This window comes from Hydrogenophaga sp. GW101-3F08 (assembly GCF_059424585.1).
In genome coordinates, this window is the sequence record NZ_JBWKZP010000014.1 from 1 (window position 1) to 19,500 (window position 19,500).

The 19,500-nt window shown below is 65.0% G+C and carries 15 protein-coding genes and 1 tRNA gene; all 16 read left to right on the top strand.

The annotated features are described in order from the left end of the window. Positions 1-75: EF-Tu C-terminal domain-related protein (locus AC07YZ_RS23960; protein ID WP_201785588.1), on the top strand; the 75-nt coding region annotated here is incomplete at its 5' end. Positions 76-101: 26 nt separating this feature from the next. Then, positions 102-177: transfer RNA gene (locus AC07YZ_RS23965), tRNA-Trp, on the top strand. 155 nt (positions 178-332) lie between these two features. Beyond that, complete coding sequence (gene secE / locus AC07YZ_RS23970; RefSeq protein WP_226490176.1) at positions 333-716, top strand: preprotein translocase subunit SecE; 384 nt, start codon at positions 333-335, stop codon at positions 714-716. Next, positions 716-1,291 (top strand): transcription termination/antitermination protein NusG, encoded by a 576-nt coding sequence (gene nusG, locus AC07YZ_RS23975; RefSeq protein WP_226490175.1) that lies wholly within the window; start codon positions 716-718, stop codon positions 1,289-1,291. The genes secE and nusG overlap by 1 nt, the downstream gene beginning before the upstream one ends. 116 nt (positions 1,292-1,407) lie before the next feature. Further along, the gene (rplK, locus tag AC07YZ_RS23980; RefSeq protein ID WP_226490174.1) at positions 1,408-1,839 is read left to right on the top strand and encodes a 50S ribosomal protein L11; all 432 of its coding nucleotides are present in this window, start codon (positions 1,408-1,410) and stop codon (positions 1,837-1,839) included. A gap of 1 nt (position 1,840) precedes the next feature. Further along, positions 1,841-2,536: a 50S ribosomal protein L1 gene (rplA, locus tag AC07YZ_RS23985; protein ID WP_226490173.1), complete on the top strand. Its 696-nt coding sequence runs from the start codon at positions 1,841-1,843 to the stop codon at positions 2,534-2,536. A 254-nt stretch (positions 2,537-2,790) separates the two neighbouring features. Then, entirely contained in the window at positions 2,791-3,327 is a 537-nt protein-coding gene (gene rplJ, locus AC07YZ_RS23990) for a 50S ribosomal protein L10 (protein WP_494796614.1), read from the top strand. Between the two features lie 41 nt (positions 3,328-3,368). Then, positions 3,369-3,746: a 50S ribosomal protein L7/L12 gene (rplL, locus tag AC07YZ_RS23995; protein ID WP_226490171.1), complete on the top strand. Its 378-nt coding sequence runs from the start codon at positions 3,369-3,371 to the stop codon at positions 3,744-3,746. 296 nt (positions 3,747-4,042) lie between these two features. Continuing rightward, positions 4,043-8,167: a DNA-directed RNA polymerase subunit beta gene (gene rpoB, locus AC07YZ_RS24000; protein ID WP_226490170.1), complete on the top strand. Its 4,125-nt coding sequence runs from the start codon at positions 4,043-4,045 to the stop codon at positions 8,165-8,167. A 27-nt stretch (positions 8,168-8,194) separates the two neighbouring features. Then, positions 8,195-12,409, top strand: a complete 4,215-nt coding sequence (gene rpoC, locus AC07YZ_RS24005; protein WP_068176142.1) for a DNA-directed RNA polymerase subunit beta' — start codon at positions 8,195-8,197, stop codon at positions 12,407-12,409. 207 nt (positions 12,410-12,616) lie between these two features. Then, positions 12,617-13,210, top strand: a complete 594-nt coding sequence (locus AC07YZ_RS24010; RefSeq protein ID WP_494796615.1) for a LemA family protein — start codon at positions 12,617-12,619, stop codon at positions 13,208-13,210. Positions 13,211-13,234: 24 nt separating this feature from the next. Continuing rightward, on the top strand, positions 13,235-14,305 hold the full coding sequence (locus AC07YZ_RS24015; RefSeq protein ID WP_494796616.1) for a M48 family metalloprotease: 1,071 nt from the start codon (positions 13,235-13,237) through the stop codon (positions 14,303-14,305). 52 nt (positions 14,306-14,357) lie between these two features. Continuing rightward, positions 14,358-15,773 (top strand): 16S rRNA (cytosine(967)-C(5))-methyltransferase RsmB, encoded by a 1,416-nt coding sequence (gene rsmB, locus AC07YZ_RS24020; protein ID WP_494796617.1) that lies wholly within the window; start codon positions 14,358-14,360, stop codon positions 15,771-15,773. Positions 15,774-15,846: 73 nt separating this feature from the next. Continuing rightward, positions 15,847-16,467: a DUF4390 domain-containing protein gene (locus AC07YZ_RS24025; protein ID WP_226490166.1), complete on the top strand. Its 621-nt coding sequence runs from the start codon at positions 15,847-15,849 to the stop codon at positions 16,465-16,467. A gap of 19 nt (positions 16,468-16,486) precedes the next feature. Then, the gene (locus AC07YZ_RS24030; RefSeq protein ID WP_494796618.1) at positions 16,487-18,736 is read left to right on the top strand and encodes a sensor histidine kinase; all 2,250 of its coding nucleotides are present in this window, start codon (positions 16,487-16,489) and stop codon (positions 18,734-18,736) included. Positions 18,737-18,766: 30 nt separating this feature from the next. Then, positions 18,767-19,462 (top strand): response regulator, encoded by a 696-nt coding sequence (locus tag AC07YZ_RS24035; RefSeq protein WP_226490164.1) that lies wholly within the window; start codon positions 18,767-18,769, stop codon positions 19,460-19,462. Positions 19,463-19,500: the final 38 nt, after the last annotated feature.

Here is a 19,500-nt window from a genome sequence, read left to right on the forward strand (position 1 = left end):
GAAGGTCTGCGCTTCGCCATCCGTGAAGGCGGTCGCACCGTCGGCGCCGGCGTCGTCGCCAAGATCATCGAGTAATCGCCCTCCTGGGGGCACAAGCCAGTAGGGGTATAGCTCAATTGGCAGAGCGTCGGTCTCCAAAACCGAAGGTTGTAGGTTCGATTCCTACTGCCCCTGCCACCGAACAGGGCAACGCCGGAATCTGATTCCGAACTGTTTTGTGGTTTTACAAGCCCGCCGAAGTCGTCAAGACCTCTGGTGGGCTTGCGTGTCTCAAGCCTCTTGCCTTTTTTGGGCTTTAGATGCGAGTTTTGTACTGAATCGTCTGGATCCTCATGGCCACTTCCGAAGTTCAAACCGTCAACACCAGTGCCGACAAGGCCAAGCTGGCGGCGGCGGCCGCGTTGCTGTTGGGTGCCTTTGTGGCGTTTTACCTGCTTTCGGGTCGGGGTGCGCTGGTTCAGTGGGTGGCGCTGATCGTGGGCGTGGCGGCGGCCGTGGTGGTGTTTGGGGTATCCGAGTCCGGCAGGCAGTTGGTGGCGTTCGGGCGGGACGCCTGGCGCGAAACCAAGAAAGTGGTCTGGCCGGCCCGCAAGGAGGCGATCCAGATGACGGCCTATGTGTTTGCGTTCGTGTTCGTGATGGCGCTGTTCCTCTGGCTGACCGACAAGACCGTTGAGTGGCTGTTTTACGACCTGATCCTGGGCTGGAGAAAATAATGACCGATCATCAAAGCCCCGTGACCGATGGCGTGCCCGCCGAAGGGATGCGTTGGTACGTGGTGCACGCCTATTCCGGCATGGAGAAGGCTGCCGAGCGCAACATCGTCGAGCGCATCAACCGCGAAGGCATGCAGAGCAAGTTTGGTCGCATTCTGGTGCCCACCGAAGAGGTGGTGGAAGTCAAGAACGGTCAGAAGCGCACCACCGAACGCAAGTTCTTCCCCGGCTATGTGCTGGTGGAAATGGTGATGGACGATGAAACCTGGCACCTGGTGAAGCACACCAACAAGGTCACCGGTTTCGTGGGCGGTGCCAAGAACCGTCCGGCGCCGATCTCCGAAGAAGACGTCCAGAAGATCGTCAACCAGATGCAGGAAGGCACTGACAAGCCGCGTCATAAGGTGGAGTTCGTCGTGGGCGAATACGTGCGTGTCAAGGAAGGCCCGTTCACCGACTTCAACGGCACGGTCGAAGAAGTCAACTACGAGAAGAACAAGATGCGCGTGTCCGTGACCATTTTCGGTCGTGCCACGCCGGTCGAGCTCGAATTCAGCCAGGTCGAGAAGACCTGAGTTTTTTCGTGGCACAGGCGGGTCGGCCCGACGCCTGTGCCATTTGATTCTCCCGGGTCCCCCAACGCGAGGAGGCTGTCTTGATGGCAGCCGTCTGCACTCGCAGGAGCTAAAAAATGGCGAAAAAAATCGTCGGCTTCATCAAGCTGCAAGTGCCAGCTGGTAAGGCCAACCCCTCTCCCCCGATCGGTCCGGCGCTGGGTCAGCGCGGCCTGAACATCATGGAGTTCTGCAAGGCGTTCAACGCCCAGACCCAGGGCGTCGAGCCCGGTCTGCCGCTGCCCGTGGTGATCACGGCATTCGCGGACAAGAGCTTCACCTTCATCATCAAGACGCCGCCCGCGACGACCCTGATCAAGAAGGCCATCAAGCTGGACAAGGGCTCTTCGGTGCCCAACAAGAACAAGGTTGGCAAGATCACCCGCGCTCAGCTGGAAGAAATCGCCAAGGTCAAAATGAAAGACATGACCGCTGCCGATGTGGACGCCGCCGTGCGCACCATCGCCGGTTCGGCCCGCTCGATGGGCGTGATTGTGGAGGGCGTGTGACATGGCCAAACTGACCAAAAAACAGAAGGCTTTCGAAGGCAAAGTGGACAGCAACAAGCTGTACCCACTGACCGATGCCCTGGCCATCATCAAGGAATGCGCCAACGCCAAGTTCGATGAATCCATTGACGTGGCGATCCAGCTCGGCGTGGATGCCAAGAAGTCGGACCAGGTGGTGCGTGGCGCCGTCGTGATGCCCAACGGCACCGGCAAGACCAAGCGCGTGGCCGTGTTCGCCCAGGGCGCCAAGGCCGAGGAAGCCAAGGCCGCGGGTGCCGACATCGTCGGCATGGACGATCTGGCCGCCGACATCAAGGCCGGCAACATGAACTTCGACGTGGTCATCGCTTCGCCCGATGCGATGCGCGTGGTCGGTACCCTGGGTCAGATCCTGGGCCCGCGCGGCCTGATGCCCAACCCGAAGGTCGGCACCGTGACGCCCGACGTTGCCCAGGCTGTGCGCAACGCGAAGGCCGGTCAGGTGCAGTTCCGCGTGGACAAGGCCGGCATCGTGCACGGCACCATCGGCCGCCGTTCGTTCGACGCCGACAAGCTCCAGGGCAACCTGGTGGCGTTGCTGGACGCGTTGACCAAGGCCAAGCCCGCCACCAGCAAGGGTGTGTACCTGCGCAAGGTGGCGGTGTCCTCGACCATGGGTGTGGGCGTTCGCGTCGACATGCAATCCATCGCGGCCTGATCGCGAAAAGAATTCGGGCCACTGCGGTGGCCCGGGTGTGGTGGGCCCGCAGGGCGGCAGCGATGCCGCTGTGTGGGGCCATCCAAGACCGTTGGTGTTGGTCCGAACCCGTGAGGGAATGGCCCGACTTAATTGTGAAAAGCCAACGCAGATGGCGATCCCGCTGCAGATGGAACTTGTTCCCTAAACAGTTGGTCGCTGCAATGAGGCGTGCCAGAGGTCCGATGACCGAAGGCACATTTAAGGAGTAGACCTTGAGTCTGAATCGCAGTGAGAAAGAAGCGGTCATTTCCGAAGTGACCAGCCTCGCCGCTAAAGCTCAAACGCTCGTGATGGCGGAATACCGTGGCATCACGGTCGCGAACATGGACAAACTGCGCGTCACAGCCCGCAGCAACGGTGTGAGCCTGAGCGTGTTGAAAAACACCCTGGCCCGCCGTGCGGTGGCTGGTAGCAGTTTCGAAGTGGCCGCTGACCAGATGACCGGTCCGCTGATCTATGGCTTCTCCGAAGACGCCGTGGCCGCCGCGAAAGTGGTGGCCGAATTCGCGAAAACCAACGACAAGCTGGTGATTCGTGCAGGTGTCTACGGTGGCAAAGTCCTGGACGTCGAGGGCGTGAAGCAGCTCGCCAGCATTCCTTCGAAGGAAGTGCTGCTGGCCCAGTTGTGTGGCTTGCTGATGTCCCCCATGTCGCGTACGGCCGTTGTGCTGGGCGCGCTGGCGGCGAAAAAAGGCGAAGGCGCTGCCCCGGCGGCACAAGCCCCGGCAGAGGAAGCTGCCGCCGCCTGAAGGCGTGGCAGATTCGTTTAACCAATTGTTAGGAAATCAAAATGGCATTCGATAAAGACGCATTTTTGACCGCGCTGGACAGCATGACGGTCATGGAACTCAACGACCTGGTGAAAGCCATCGAAGAGAAGTTTGGTGTGAGCGCTGCCGCCATGGCCGCTCCTGCCGCTGGTGGTGCTGGCGCTGGCGCCGCCGCCGCTGAAGAGAAGACCGAATTCAACGTCGTGCTGCTCGAAGCCGGCGCGAACAAGGTCTCCGTCATCAAGGCCGTGCGCGAAATCACCGGTCTGGGTCTGAAGGAAGCCAAGGACCTGGTCGATGGCGCTCCGAAGAACGTGAAGGAAGCGATTGCCAAGGCCGACGCCGAAGCCGCTGTGAAGAAGCTGGTGGAAGCCGGCGCCAAGGCCGAGCTCAAGTAATTCGGTTCTGGTCAGGGGCTGGAGTGCTCGAAAGGGCCTCCAGCCTTTGGTGCTTTCAGGGCCGCCTGTGCTTGTTCCATGGGCGCCGTGTTTTAAATGAACACTGATAAGTAAATTCTGTCGAGTTTGCTTATCAGTGTTTTCTGACCCCGACTGCAGAAAACGACTTGGTTCGGGCCTGTGTGCAATGCGCAGGCCGTCCGCCAATGGTTGGTAGAGGCCAGCCACCAAGCAAGCCACCAGGAGTTCTCCCTGGTAGGCAGACAGTCGCCGCAGACCTCAAGTCCGGAGATCTCATGGCCTCAGCATCGAACTATTCATACACCGAACGCAAACGCATCCGCAAGAGTTTTGGTACCCGCGAGAACGTGCTCGCGATTCCTTACCTGCTGCAGATGCAGAAGGATGCATACACCGCCTTCCTGCAGGCCGACTCCGCGCCGAAAAAGCGCACCAACGAAGGCCTCCAGGCCGCGTTCGAGGCCGCCTTCCCCATCGTCTCGCACAACGGCTTTGTCGAGATGAAGTTCGTCGAGTACAACCTGGCTCGCCCGGCGTTCGACGTGCGTGAGTGCCAGACCCGTGGTCTGACCTTCGCATCGGCCGTGCGCGCCCGCGTGCAGCTCATCATTTACGACCGCGAGTCTTCGACCAACCAGTCCAAGGTCATCAAGGAAGTGAAGGAACAAGAGGTCTACATGGGTGAAGTGCCCCTGATGACCGACAAGGGTTCCTTCATCATCAACGGCACCGAGCGCGTGATCGTGTCGCAGCTGCACCGCTCGCCGGGCGTGTTCTTCGAACACGACAAGGGCAAGACCCACAGTTCGGGCAAGCTGCTGTTCTCGGCCCGCATCATTCCCTACCGCGGCTCCTGGCTCGACTTCGAATTCGATCCGAAGGACGTGTTGTTCTTCCGCGTCGACCGCCGCCGCAAGATGCCGGTCACCATCCTGCTCAAGGCCATCGGCCTGACGCCGGAAACCATCCTGGCCAACTTCTTCGTCAACGACCACTTCCGCCTGATGGACAGCGGCGCGCAAATGGCCTTCGTGCCCGAGCGCCTGCGTGGTGAAGTGGCCCGTTTCGACATCACCGACAAGAGCGGCAAGGTCGTGGTGGCCAAGGACAAGCGCATCACGGTGCGCCACACCCGCGAGATGGAGCAGTCGGGCACCACGCACATCAGCGTGCCCGAAGACTTCATGATCGGTCGCGTGGTCGCGCGCAACATCGTGGACGCCGACACCGGCGAGATCATCGCCAAGGCCAACGACGAGCTGACGGAAGCCCTGCTGAAGAAACTGCGCAGCGCCGGCGTGCAGGACCTGCAGTGCCTCTATACCAACGAACTCGACCAGGGCGCCTACATTTCGCAGACCCTGCGCAGCGACGAAACGGCCGACGAGTTCGCCGCCCGTGTCGCCATCTACCGCATGATGCGCCCCGGCGAGCCGCCGACCGAAGACGCGGTGCAGGCCCTGTTCCACCGCCTGTTCTACAACCCGGACACCTACGACCTCTCGCGCGTGGGCCGCATGAAGTTCAACGCCCGCGTGGGCCGCGACGAATCCACCGGCGCCATGGTGCTGTCCAACGAAGACATCCTGGCCGTGGTCAAGATTCTGGTGGACCTGCGCAATGGCCGTGGCGAAGTTGATGACATCGACCACCTGGGCAACCGCCGCGTGCGTTGCGTGGGCGAACTGGCCGAGAACCAGTACCGCACCGGTCTGGCGCGTATCGAGAAAGCCGTGAAGGAGCGTCTGGGCCAGGCCGAGCAAGAGCCGCTGATGCCGCACGACCTGATCAACTCCAAGCCGATTTCCGCGGCCCTCAAGGAGTTCTTCGGCGCGTCCCAGCTGTCGCAGTTCATGGACCAGACCAACCCGCTGGCCGAGATCACCCACAAGCGCCGCGTGTCGGCCCTGGGCCCGGGCGGTCTGACCCGCGAGCGCGCTGGCTTCGAGGTGCGCGACGTGCACGTCACGCATTACGGCCGCGTCTGCCCCATTGAAACGCCTGAAGGCCCGAACATCGGCCTGATCAACTCGCTGGCCCTGTACGCCCGCCTGAACGAGTACGGTTTCATCGAAACCCCGTACCGCCGTGTGGTGGACGGCAAGGTGACGAACCAGATCGACTATCTGTCGGCCATCGAAGAAGGCAAGTACGTCATCGCCCAGGCCAACGCCGCACTGGACAAGGACGGCAAGCTGACCGGTGACCTGATCTCCGCCCGTGAAAAAGGCGAATCGATCCTGACCCCGGCCGACACCATCCAGTACATGGACGTGTCGCCCGCCCAGATCGTCTCGGTGGCCGCTTCGCTGGTGCCCTTCCTGGAGCACGACGACGCGAACCGCGCGTTGATGGGCGCCAACATGTCGCGCCAGGCCGTGCCCGTGCTGCGCCCCGAAAAGCCGATGGTCGGCACCGGCATCGAGCGCGTGGCCGCGATCGACTCCGGCACCGTGGTGACCGCCAATCGCGGTGGCGTGGTCGATTACGTGGACGCGACCCGCATCGTGATCCGCGTGAACGACGCCGAGGCCGTGGCCGGTGAAGTCGGTGTGGACATCTACAACCTGATCAAGTACCAGCGTTCCAACCAGAACACCAACATCCACCAGCGTCCGATCGTCAAGAAGGGCGACAAGCTGGGCAAGGGCGACGTGATCGCCGACGGCGCGTCGACCGACCTGGGTGAGATCTCGATCGGCCAGAACATGCTGATCGCCTTCATGCCCTGGAACGGCTACAACTTCGAAGACTCGATCCTGATCTCCGAGCGCGTGGTCGCCGAAGACCGCTACACCTCGATCCACATCGAGGAACTCGTGGTCATGGCGCGCGACACCAAGCTGGGCGCGGAAGAAATCACCCGCGACATCCCCAACCTGGCCGAGCAGCAGCTCAACCGCCTGGACGACTCCGGCATCATCTACGTGGGCGCCGAAGTGCTGCCCGGTGACGTGCTGGTCGGCAAGGTCACGCCCAAGGGCGAGACCACGCTGACGCCGGAAGAAAAACTGCTGCGCGCGATCTTCGGCGAGAAGGCCAGCGATGTGAAAGACACCTCGCTGCGCGTGGACCAGGGCTCGCAAGGCACCGTGATCGACGTGCAGGTTTTCACCCGCGAAGGCATCACGCGCGACAAGCGCGCCCAGCAGATCATCGACGACGAACTCAAGCGTTTCCGCCTGGACCTGAACGACCAGCTGCGCATCGTGGAAGCCGACGCCTTCGACCGTATCGAGAAGCTGCTGACCGGCCGTGTCGCCAATGGCGGCCCGAAGAAGCTGGCCAAGGGCACCAAGATCGACAAGGCCTACCTGGACGAAGTCGAGAAGTACCACTGGTTCGACATCCGTCCGGCGGAAGACGACGTGGCGGCCCAGCTGGAGTCGATCAAGAACTCCATGGAGCAGACGCGCCACAGCTTTGACCTGGCGTTCGAAGAGAAGCGCAAGAAGCTCACGCAGGGCGACGAGCTGCCCGCGGGCGTGCTCAAGATGGTCAAGGTCTACCTGGCCGTCAAGCGCCGCCTGCAGCCCGGTGACAAGATGGCCGGCCGCCACGGCAACAAGGGTGTGGTCTCCAAGATCACCCCGGTGGAAGACATGCCCCACCTGGCCGACGGTACGCCGGTGGACATCGTGCTGAACCCACTGGGCGTGCCTTCGCGCATGAACATCGGTCAGGTGCTGGAAGTCCACCTGGGCTGGGCCGGTAAGGGCCTGGGCCAGCGCATCGGCGACATGCTGCAGCGCGAGGCCGCCATGTCCGAAGTGCGTGCTTTCCTGGAACAGATCTACAACGGCACGGGCCGCAAGGAAGACCTGTCCAAGCTCAACGACGACGAGCTGCGCGCCATGGCCGAAGAGCTGACCCGCGGTGTGCCGTTCGCATCCCCGGTGTTCGACGGCGCTTCCGAGCAGGAAATCATGGACATGCTCAAGCTGGCGTATCCGGACGACATCGCGAAGGCCAAGGGCCTGACCGAAACCCGCACCCAGGCGCAGCTGTACGACGGTCGCACCGGTGACGCTTTCGAGCGCAAGACCACCGTGGGCTACATGCACTACCTGAAGCTGCACCACCTGGTGGACGACAAGATGCACGCCCGTTCGACCGGTCCGTACTCCCTGGTCACGCAGCAACCGCTGGGCGGCAAGGCGCAGTTCGGTGGACAGCGTTTCGGCGAGATGGAAGTGTGGGCGCTGGAAGCCTACGGCGCTTCCTACATCCTGCAGGAAATGCTCACCGTCAAGTCCGACGACGTGCAGGGCCGCACCAAGGTGTACGAAAGCATCGTCAAGGGCGAGCACTCGATCGACGCGGGCATGCCCGAGTCGTTCAACGTGCTGGTCAAGGAAATTCGCTCGCTCGGTATCGACATCGAGTTGGAACGCTCCTAATTCGCCGGCAAGACAAGGATTGAACCCATGAAATCATTACTCGACCTGTTCAAGCAGTTCACGCCCGACGAGCACTTCGATGCGATCCGCATCGGCCTGGCCTCGCCGGAAAAAATCCGCTCGTGGTCTTTCGGCGAAGTCAAGAAGCCCGAGACCATCAACTACCGCACCTTCAAGCCGGAACGCGACGGCCTGTTCTGCGCCAAGATCTTCGGTCCGATCAAGGACTACGAATGCCTGTGCGGCAAGTACAAGCGCCTCAAGCACCGCGGCGTGATCTGCGAGAAGTGCGGCGTTGAAGTCACGCAGACCAAGGTGCGCCGCGAGCGCATGGGCCACATCGACCTGGCCGCGCCCTGCGCCCACATCTGGTTCCTGAAGTCGCTGCCGTCGCGTCTGGGCCTGATCCTGGACATGACGCTGCGCGACATCGAGCGCGTGCTGTACTTCGAAGCCTATGTGATCGTCGATCCGGGCATGACCCCGCTAAAGAAGTTCGCGATCATGTCGGAGGACGACTACGACGCCAAGCGTAAGGAGTACGGCGACGAGTTCATCGCCAAGATGGGCGCCGAGGGCATCAAGGAACTGCTGCAGGCCATCGACCTCGACATCGAGATCGAGAAGCTGCGCAACGACTTGACCGGCTCCGAGCTCAAGATCAAGAAGAACGCCAAGCGCCTCAAGGTGCTGGAAGCCTTCAAGAAGTCGGGCATCAAGCCCGAGTGGATGGTGCTGGACGTGCTGCCCGTGCTGCCGCCGGACCTGCGTCCGCTGGTGCCCCTGGACGGCGGCCGCTTCGCGACCTCCGACCTGAACGACCTGTACCGCCGCGTCATCAACCGCAACAGCCGTCTGCGCCGTCTGCTGGAATTGAAGGCCCCTGAAATCATCGCGCGCAACGAAAAGCGCATGCTGCAGGAAGCCGTGGACTCGCTGCTGGACAACGGCCGCCGTGGCAAGGCCATGACGGGCGCCAACAAGCGCGCCCTGAAGTCGCTGGCCGACATGATCAAGGGCAAGAGCGGCCGCTTCCGCCAGAACCTGCTGGGCAAGCGCGTTGACTACTCGGGCCGTTCGGTCATCGTGGTCGGCCCGACGCTCAAGCTGCACCAGTGCGGCCTGCCCAAGCTGATGGCCCTGGAGCTGTTCAAGCCTTTCATCTTCTCGCGCCTGGAAGCCATGGGCATCGCGACCACCATCAAGGCCGCGAAGAAGGAAGTCGAAGCCGGCACGCCGGTGGTGTGGGACATCCTGGAAGAGGTGATCAAAGAGCACCCGGTGATGCTGAACCGCGCACCGACGCTGCACCGCCTGGGCATCCAGGCTTTTGAGCCCATCCTGATCGAAGGCAAGGCGATCCAGCTGCACCCCCTCGTCTGCGCGGCCTTCAACGCCGACTTCGACGGTGACCAGATGGCCGTGCACGTGCCGCTGTCGGTGGAAGCCCAGCTCGAAGCCCGCACCCTGATGCTGGCCTCGAACAACATCCTGTTCCCGGCCAACGGCGAACCCTCCATCGTGCCCTCGCAGGACGTGGTGCTGGGTCTGTACTACGCGACCCGCGAGCGCATCAACGGCAAGGGCGAAGGCATGATCTTTGCCGACCTGCTGGAGCTGCAGCGCGCCCTGGACAACGGCGTGGTGGAAATCACCGCCAAGATCAGCGTGCGCCTGACCGAGTGGGCCAAGAACAAGGAAACCGGCGAATTCGTGCCCAGCACCTCGCTGGTGGACACGACCGTGGGCCGTGCGCTGCTGTCGGAAATCCTGCCCAAGGGCCTGCCTTTTGAGGTGCTGAACAAGGCGCTCAAGAAGAAGGAAATCTCGCGCCTGATCAACAGCTCGTTCCGCAAGTGCGGGCTGAAGGAGACGGTCGTGTTCGCCGACAAGCTGCTGCAGAACGGCTTCCGTCTGGCCACCCGCGCCGGTATCTCGATCGCGGTGGACGACATGCTGGTGCCCAAGGAAAAGCCGGCCATCATCGACCGCGCCGAGAAGGAAGTGAAGGAAATCGCCCAGCAGTACGCCTCCGGTCTGGTGACCGCGGGCGAGCGCTACAACAAGGTGGTGGACATCTGGGGCAAGGCCGGTGACGAGATCTCCAAGGTCATGATGGCCCAGCTGGCCAAGCAGAAGACCACCGACCGCCACGGCAAGGAAGTCGACCAGGAGTCGTTCAACTCCATCTACATGATGGCCGACTCCGGTGCCCGCGGTAGCGCGGCCCAGATCCGCCAGCTCGCCGGCATGCGCGGCCTGATGGCCAAGCCGGACGGCTCCATCATCGAGACCCCCATCACGGCGAACTTCCGTGAAGGTCTGAACGTGTTGCAGTACTTCATCTCCACGCACGGCGCCCGTAAGGGTCTGGCCGACACGGCGCTGAAGACCGCCAACTCGGGTTACCTGACCCGCCGTCTGGTGGACGTGACGCAGGATCTGGTGGTCAACAGCCAGGACTGCGGCACGACCAATGGCACGCTGATGCGCGCCATCGTCGAGGGCGGTGAGGTGATCGAGTCGCTGCGCGACCGCATCCTGGGCCGCACCACGGCCGAGGAAGTGATCCACCCCGAGACCCGCGCGGTTCTGCTGCCGGCCGGCACCCTGCTGGACGAGGACATGCTCGACGATCTGGAAGCCGCTGGCGTGGACGAGGTGAAGGTGCGCACCGCACTGACCTGCGAAACCCGCTTCGGCATCTGCGCCAAGTGCTATGGCCGCGACCTGGGCCGTGGCGGCCTGGTGAACATCGGCGAAGCCGTCGGTGTGATCGCCGCCCAGTCCATCGGTGAACCCGGCACGCAGCTGACCATGCGCACCTTCCACATCGGTGGTGCGGCGTCGCGTGCGGCCGTGGCCTCCAGCGTGGAAGCCAAGTCCAGCGGTTCCATTGGTTTCAACGCGACCATGCGTTACGTGACCAACACCAAGGGCGAGCTGGTGGTGATCGCGCGTTCCGGCGAGATCATCATCCACGACGAAATCGGTCGCGAGCGTGAGCGCCACAAGGTGCCGTACGGCGCGATCCTGGCGGTCAAGGCCGACCAGCAGATCAAGGCCGGTGCCATCCTCGCCAACTGGGACCCGCTGACCCGACCCATCATCACGGAATTCGCCGGTCAGGTGAAGTTCGAGAACGTGGAAGAAGGTCTGACGGTGGCCAAGCAGGTCAACGACGTGACCGGCCTGTCCTCGCTGGTGGTGATCGATCCGAAGCACCGCGGTTCGACCAAGGTGGTGCGCCCCCTGGTCAAGCTGCTCGACGCCCAGGGCAACGAAGTGAAGATCCCGGGCACCGACCACTCGGTGACGGTGGGCTTCCAGATCGGCGCGCTGCTGGAAGTGCGCGACGGTCAGGACGTCGGCCCCGGCCACGTGCTGGCCCGCATCCCGGTCGAAGGCCAGAAGACGCGCGACATCACCGGCGGTCTGCCGCGGGTGGCCGAGCTGTTCGAAGCCCGCAGCCCGAAGGACAAGGGCATGCTGGCCGAGATGACCGGTACGGTGTCGTTCGGCAAGGAAACCAAGGGCAAGGTCCGCCTGCAGATCACCGATCCGGAAGGCAAGATCTGGGACGAGCTCATCCCCAAGGAAAAGAACATCCTGGTGCACGAAGGCCAGGTGGTCAACAAGGGCGAGAGCGTGGTGGACGGCCCGGCCGATCCGCAGGACATCCTGCGCCTGCTGGGCATCGAAGAGCTGTCGCGCTACATCGTGGACGAGGTGCAGGACGTGTACCGCCTGCAGGGCGTGAAGATCAACGACAAGCACATTGAAGTGATCGTGCGCCAGATGCTGCGCCGCGTGGTCGTCGAGAGCGTGGGCGATTCGAACTACATCGCCGGTGAGCAGGTCGAGCGTTCCGAGATCCTCAACACCAACGACGCGCTGCGCGCCGAGGGCAAGCTGCCCGCGGTCTACAGCAACGTGCTGCTGGGTATCACCAAGGCCTCGTTGTCCACCGACTCGTTCATCTCGGCGGCTTCCTTCCAGGAAACCACCCGCGTGCTCACCGAAGCGGCCATCATGGGCAAGCGCGACGAGCTGCGTGGTCTGAAGGAAAACGTGATCGTGGGTCGTTTGATCCCGGCCGGTACCGGCATGGCCTACCACGAGGCGCGCAAGGTCAAGGAAAAGATGGACGACGAAGAGCGTCGCGCCATCGCCGAAGCCGATGCGCTGTCGCTGGCGGCCGATCAGGCCGACACGTCCAGCCCGAGCGAATCCGCCGAATAGGGCGCAACCCGCCCAGGGCCGGCCCGCCGGCCGCTCCTAAAAAGCCCCCGGTCATCCGACCGGGGGCTTTTTTCTGGGCGCCTGTCTTCGGCCAGGGGGCTTGCGCAAAGGGCTGGGGTATATTGCGGGCGCCCTCTGCGGGCAGGTGCCGGTGCAGGGCTGCCCGGTCCGGTGGGTACTGGATGTCCGATACAAGGAGTTGAGAACATGTCTGCCACGCTGTGGGTGTTGCTGGTCTTGGGCCTGCTGGTGTTCTTCTGGGCCGTGGGGGCCTACAACCGGTTGGTGCGCCTGAAAAACGCGATCGCCAACGCCTTTGGCCAGATCGATGTGCAGCTCAAGCGCCGCTACGACCTGATCCCCAACCTGGTGGAGGTCGCGCGCAAGTACCTGGCCCACGAGGCGCAGACGCTGGAGGCCGTGGTCGCGGCCCGCAACCAGGCCAAGGCCGCCGAGCAGACGGCCGCGGGCAGCCCGCTCAATGCCGGTGCGCTCGGTGCGCTGAGTGGTGCCGAGCAGGTGCTGGGTGGGGCCCTCGGGCGCCTGTTCGCCGTGGTCGAGGCCTACCCCGATCTCAAGGCCGACCAGACCATGCGCGAGCTCAGCGAGGAGTTGTCCAGCACCGAGAACCGGATCGGTTTCGCGCGCCAGGCGTACAACGACAACGTGCTGGAGTTCAACGACGCGGCCGCGCAGTTCCCCACCCTGATCGTGGCGCGGTTGTTCAACTTCCAGCCCCAGTCCATGCTGGAGTCCACCACCAGCGACGTCGAGCGCCAGGCGGTGAAGGTCGCTTTTTGAGGCCCTTCTGCGCCGGGCGCCGCCGTGCGGTTCTTTGAATTTCAGCGCGACGCGCGCGGTGAGACCCGCAAGCTGCTGCTCGCCTTCGTGCTCACCGTGCTGCTGCTGGTGCTGGCGATCAACGCCGCGCTGGCGCTGGCCTGGGGCCTGACCTGGGGTTTCTGGGTACCCGGCGACATGAGCTACCCGCGCCACTATTTCGCGGTCAACACCGCAGTGGTGCTGCTGTTCGTGCTGGGGGGCTGGTGGGTGGAAACCTCGCGCCTGGCCAGCGGTGGCGGGCAGCGGCTGGCCGAACAGATGGGCGCGCGCCCGGCCCAGCCCTCGGGCGATTTTGACGAGCAGCGCTTCTCCAACATCGTCGACGAGATGTCGATCTCGTCGGGCATGAAGCGTCCGCTGGCGATGGTGGTCGCGCGCGATCAGGGCATCAACGCCTTTGCCGCCGGCTGGGACGAGGACGACGCCGTCGTGGCCGTCACCCGCGGTGCGCTGGAACACCTCACGCGCGAGGAGCTTCAGGGCCTGGTGGCGCACGAGTTCAGCCACATCGGCGAAGGCGATACCCGGCTCAACATGCGGCTCATCGGCATGGTGTTCGGGCTGGAAATGCTGTACCGCATGGGGCGGCAACTGGTGGAGCCGGACGAAAAAGACCGCCGCATGGCCCTGGCCCTGATCGGTCTGGCCATCATGGCCGCGGGCTGGCTGGGCTGGCTCGCCGGCCATGCGCTGCAGGCCGCGGTGTCGCGCCAGCGCGAATACCTGGCCGATGCCCGCGCCGTGCAGTGGACCCGCAGCCGCGACGGCCTGGGTGGCGTGCTGCGCAAGATCATGAGCCAGCAGCGCGAAGGCGTGGTGTCGCGGCGCGTGGGCTCCATGGTGCAGCACATGCTGCTGGTGGCCAACGAATCCGGCGCCGTGGCCCACTGGCTCGATTCGCACCCCACGCTGGAGCAGCGCATCCACCACATCTACGGCCGGGCCATGGGCCCGCTGCCGCTGACCCGCGACGATGAGCCCCCGCCGGCCAGCGAGGCGCCACCCCCTCCTGCCAGCAACCCCGGCGACGACCCGGGGTGGACCCTGATTTGACCCCGTGACGGTGGGTGGAAGGCCATTGGCCCCACACTCCGCACACCCCAACATGGATGCCCATGTGAGCCACCCAACCCCCAACTCCCCGTCCACAACCTCTGACCAGGGCAGCGCGCCCCGGCTCGCGCCCAGCCTGGCCACGCAACTGCACCAGACCGCGCTCTGCGTGCTCGCGGTGGAGCAGGGGCGTTCGCTCAGCGACGTGCTGCCGCAGGTCAACGCGGCTCTGCGCCCTGGAGTGCAGGCGCTCACTTTCCATGTGTTGCGCCATCTGGGCAGCGCGCGTGCGCTGGTGGCCCGGCTGGTGCAGCGCAAACCCGACGCCGCGGTGCAGGCCCTGCTCCACAGCGCCGTGGCCCTGCTCCTGCCCGAAGAGCCCGACGATGCCGAAGGGGTGCCCCAACGGACGGGCCTGCAATACGCTCCCCACACCGTGGTGAACCAGGCGGTGGACGCTGCCCGGCAGGACCGCAACACCCACCGCCAGGCGGCTTTCATCAACGCCTGCCTGCGGCGCTTTCTGCGGGAGAGGGATGCCCTGTTGGGCGACGTGGCCGGCCAGCCGGTGGCGCGCTGGAACCACCCCGCCTGGTGGATCGAGCAGCTGCAGCGCGACCACCCCGGGCAGTGGCAGGCCATCCTGGCGGCCAACAACCAGCCCGGCCCGATGGTCTTGCGCGTCAACCGCCGCCGCACCCGCCGGGCCGATTGCCTGCAGGCGCTGCAAGCCATGGGCCTGAGCGCCCGCGCCATCGGTGAGGACGGCCTGGTGCTGGATGCGCCGCAGCCCGTCGAGCGCCTGCCCGGTTTCAGCCAGGGCCATTGTTCGGTGCAGGACGGCGCGGCGCAGATGGCCGCGGGCTTGCTGCTCGCCGGGCGCGGGTGGACCGCGGCCGACCGCGTGCTCGACGCCTGCGCCGCCCCCGGCGGCAAGACCGCCCACCTGCTGGAGCGCGCCGAGCTGAACCTGCTGGCGCTGGACGTGGACGCGCGCCGCTGCGTGCGCATTCACGACAACCTGCACCGCCTGGGCCTGAGCGCCGAGGTGCAGTGCGCCGACGCCGGCCAGCCCGCCGCCTGGTGGGATGGCCAGCCGTTTGACGCCATCCTGCTCGACGCCCCGTGCACCGCCTCGGGCATCGTGCGGCGCCACCCCGACGTGCGCTGGTTGCGCCGTGCGGCCGACGTGGACACACTGGTGGCCATCCAGCGCCAGCTGCTCGACGCCTTGTGGCCGCTGCTCAAGCCGGGCGGGCGATTGCTGTATTGCACCTGCTCGGTGTTTCGTGCCGAAGGGGCCGATCAGGTCCAGGCGTTCCTTGGGCGCCACACCGACGCCGTCCTGCAGGCGTCACCGGGTCATTTGCTGCCGGGAACGGTCATTGCCGATGGGGAGTTCAACGACAATGCTCCGGGTGGATACGACGGATTCTTTTACGCCCGCATCGACAAGGCCCGGCCTTGAACCCGCGCTGAACACCTCATTTCCGACCCTCCCTGTGTGGCACTGGCTGCGAGCGCTCATCTGCGCGTCCTGGATGGCCTTGTTGCTGCCCTGGTCGGCCCATGCCCGCGAACCCGAGACGCTGCAGCTGGCCCTGCAGCGCACCGCCGACGGCCTGTTTCTGTCGGCCCGGCTGGGGCTGTCGCCGGCGCACGCGGTCGAAGACGCCCTGCAGAAATCGGTGCCGCTGTATTTCGTCTGGCAGGCCGACGTGTACCGCAAGCGCTGGTACTGGACCGACAAGCGCGTGTCCAGCGCGGTGCGCACGCTGCGCCTGGCCTACCAGCCGCTCACGCGGCGCTGGCGTCTGAGCCTGTCCAACGACGCGGGTGCCGACAGCGGCGGGGCGGGGCTGCAGTACGCCTTGCACCAGAACTACGCCACCCTGGCCGATGCGCTGGCCGGTGTGGGGCGGATCTCGCGCTGGCGCATCGCCGACGGCCCCCAGGCCGACAGCGCCCACCGCGTCGAACTGGCGTTCCGGCTGGACCTGTCGCTGCTGCCGCGCCCGTTCCAGATCGGCATGGTGAACCAGCCCGACTGGACGGTGGAGCTGCAGCGCGAACTCCGCGTGCCGGAACACGTCGAAGCCGAAAAACCCGCCGAACCGCTGCCTGACAAAGACGAAGCCGACGTGACCGAGCCCCAGCGCTGACCGTGGAGCGCATCGCACCGTGAGCCCCAGCGACACCCATCCACACAAGAAACGCACCGCCCCGGCGCGCTGGGCGTTCGCCGCGGCGCTGGTGTTCATGGCCGGGGTGGGCATGGTGCTGCTGTTCCTGCTCACGCTGGCCACCCGCAACCGGGCGCTGTACGAACAGAACTTCGCCTGGCTGGTGGGGATCAACGCGGCCGTGGCCGCCGTGCTGCTGCTGATCATCCTGTGGCTGGCCGTGCGGCTGGCGATGCGGTTCAAGCGCGGCAAGTTCGGCAGCAGGCTGCTGGTCAAGCTCGCCGGCATCATCGGGCTGGTGGGGGTGTTGCCCGGGCTGCTGATCTACACCGTGTCCTACCAGTTCGTCTCGCGCTCCATCGAAAGCTGGTTCGACGTGCGCGTGGAGTCCGCGCTCAACGCGGGCCTGAACCTGGGGCGCACCGCGCTCGACACGCTGACCGCCGATCTCAGCAGCAAGACCCGCATGGCCGCCGAAGGCCTGGCGCGTACCCCCAACGCCTCGTCCGTGCTGGCGCTGGAGCGCCTGCGCGAGCAGCTCGGGGCCAGCGACCTGGTGCTGTGGGGCGCTTCGGGCCAGGCGCTGGCCAGTTCGGGGGAATCGCGCTTCGACATCAACCCCGAGCGCCCCAGCCTCGCGCAGTTGCGCAACCTGCGCACGGTGCGTGTGGCCGCGCAGATCGAAGGCCTGGAAGAGGGCGGCGACGGCGAGCTCGAAGCCGTGCTGGCCGCGGGGCGCGCCCGCATCAAGGTGCTGGCCCTGGTCAGTTCACCGGGGTTTGGCTTCGATGCCGAGCCGCGCTACCTGCAGGTGGTGGTGCCGCTGGCGGCCGCTCTGGTGACCGATGCCCTGGCGGTGCAACAGGCCAACCGGGAATACCAGGAGCGGGCGCTGGCCCGCCAGGGCCTGCGCCGCATGTACATCGGCACGCTCACGCTGGCCCTGTTCCTGGCGGTGTTCGGCGCGGTGCTGCTGGCGGTGCTGCTGGGCAACCAGCTGGTGCGTCCGCTGCTGGTGCTGGCCGAAGGCATGCGCGAAGTGGCGGCGGGTGACCTCTCCCCCAAGCGCTCGCTGGCCGCGCGCGACGAACTCGCCGGACTCACCCGGACCTTTGCCCGCATGACGCAGGACCTGTCGGACGCGCGCGCCGACGTGCAGCGCAGCATGGCGCAGGTCGACGCGGCGCGCGGCAACCTGCAGACCATCCTGGACAACCTCACCGCGGGCGTGGTGGTGCTGGACGAAGAAGGGCGGGTGCACAGCGTCAACCCCGGCGCCGAGCGCATCCTGCACACGCCTTTGGCCCTGCACCTGGGCACCCCGCTGGTCGACGTGCCCGGGCTGGAGCCCTTTGCCTCGGGTGTGCTGCAGCAGTTCGAGCGCTTCCTGTCCGAGCAGACCCCGCACGAAGGCGGTTACTGGCAGCAGTCGTTCGAACTCCGGGCCGACGGCGCCACGCCTTTCGACGAAGGCATCACCCTCATCGCCCGCGGCGCCCTGCTGCCGAACAACGAGCGCCTGCTGGTGTTCGACGATGTCTCCGAAATGGTGTCGGCGCAGCGCTCGCAGGCCTGGGGCGAGGTGGCGCGCCGCCTGGCGCACGAGATCAAGAACCCGCTCACCCCGATCCAGCTGTCGGCCGAGCGCCTGGCCATGAAACTCGAAGGCAAGGTGCAGCCGCCCGAGCAGGCGATCCTGAACAAGTCGGTGCGCACCATCGTCGACCAGGTCGATGCCATGAAACGCCTGGTCAACGAGTTCCGCGACTACGCGCGCCTGCCCGCGGCCCAGCTCACCCGAACCGACCTCAATGCGCTGGTGCGCGACATCCTGAGCCTCTACGACCACGCCGCCGTGCCGGTGCGGCACGAGCTGTCTCCCGACTGTCCGCCGGTGCTGGCCGACCCCCAGCAGGTGCGCCAGATGCTGCACAACCTGGTGCAGAACGCGCAGGACGCCATGGCTGGCCACCCCGGCGCCGAGGTGCTGCTGCGCACCCGCCTGTCCGACAAGGGCAACTGGGTGCGCCTGTCCGTGGTGGACCGCGGCCCCGGATTCGCCGAACACATCCTCAAGCGCGCCTTCGAACCCTACGTGACCACCAAGGTCAAGGGCACCGGGCTGGGCCTGGCCGTGGTCAAGAAAATGATGGACGAGCACGGGGGCCGGGTCGACTTGTCCAATCTGTTGATCGACGGCAAGGTGGAGGGCGCGCAAGTGTCGTTATCATTCGCAGTTGCGAATTGACAACATGTACTGAGGGGCACACTGCAAGCCATGGCAACTATTTTGGTCGTAGACGATGAACTGGGGATCCGGGACCTGCTTTCGGAGATCCTCAACGATGAGGGACACACGGTCGAACTTGCCGAAAACGCCGCCCAGGCACGTTCCGTGCGCGCCATGTTGCGGCCCGATCTGGTGCTGCTCGACATCTGGATGCCCGACACCGACGGCGTGACCCTGCTCAAGGAATGGGCCAGCACCGGGCTGCTCTCCATGCCGGTGATCATGATGAGTGGCCACGCGACCATCGACACCGCCGTCGAAGCCACGCGCATCGGCGCCACCGCTTTCCTGGAAAAACCCATCACCCTGCAAAAACTGCTCAAGGCGGTGGACCTGGGGTTGAACAAGGCCGTGGCCAAGCCCAGTCTGATGGCAGCGCCCATCAAGAACGGCGGCCTGCCCGTGGCCGATCTCACGGTGGAAGTCGCCATGACCGGCGGTAGCCTGCCTGAACCGGTGGCAATGGACATGGGCCCGCAGTCCATGCGCTCGTTCAACCTTGAAGGCCCGCTGCGCGAGTCGCGCGACGAGTTCGAGAAGGCCTATTTCGAATACCACCTGGCCAAGGAGTCCGGCTCCATGACCCGCGTGGCCGAAAAGACCGGTCTGGAACGCACCCACCTCTACCGCAAGCTCAAGCAGCTCGGCGTGGACCTGGCCCGCAGCAAACGCGGCGCGCTCTGAGTGGCCCGTAGCGGAAAAATCGGCCGTCGAAGCTGCTA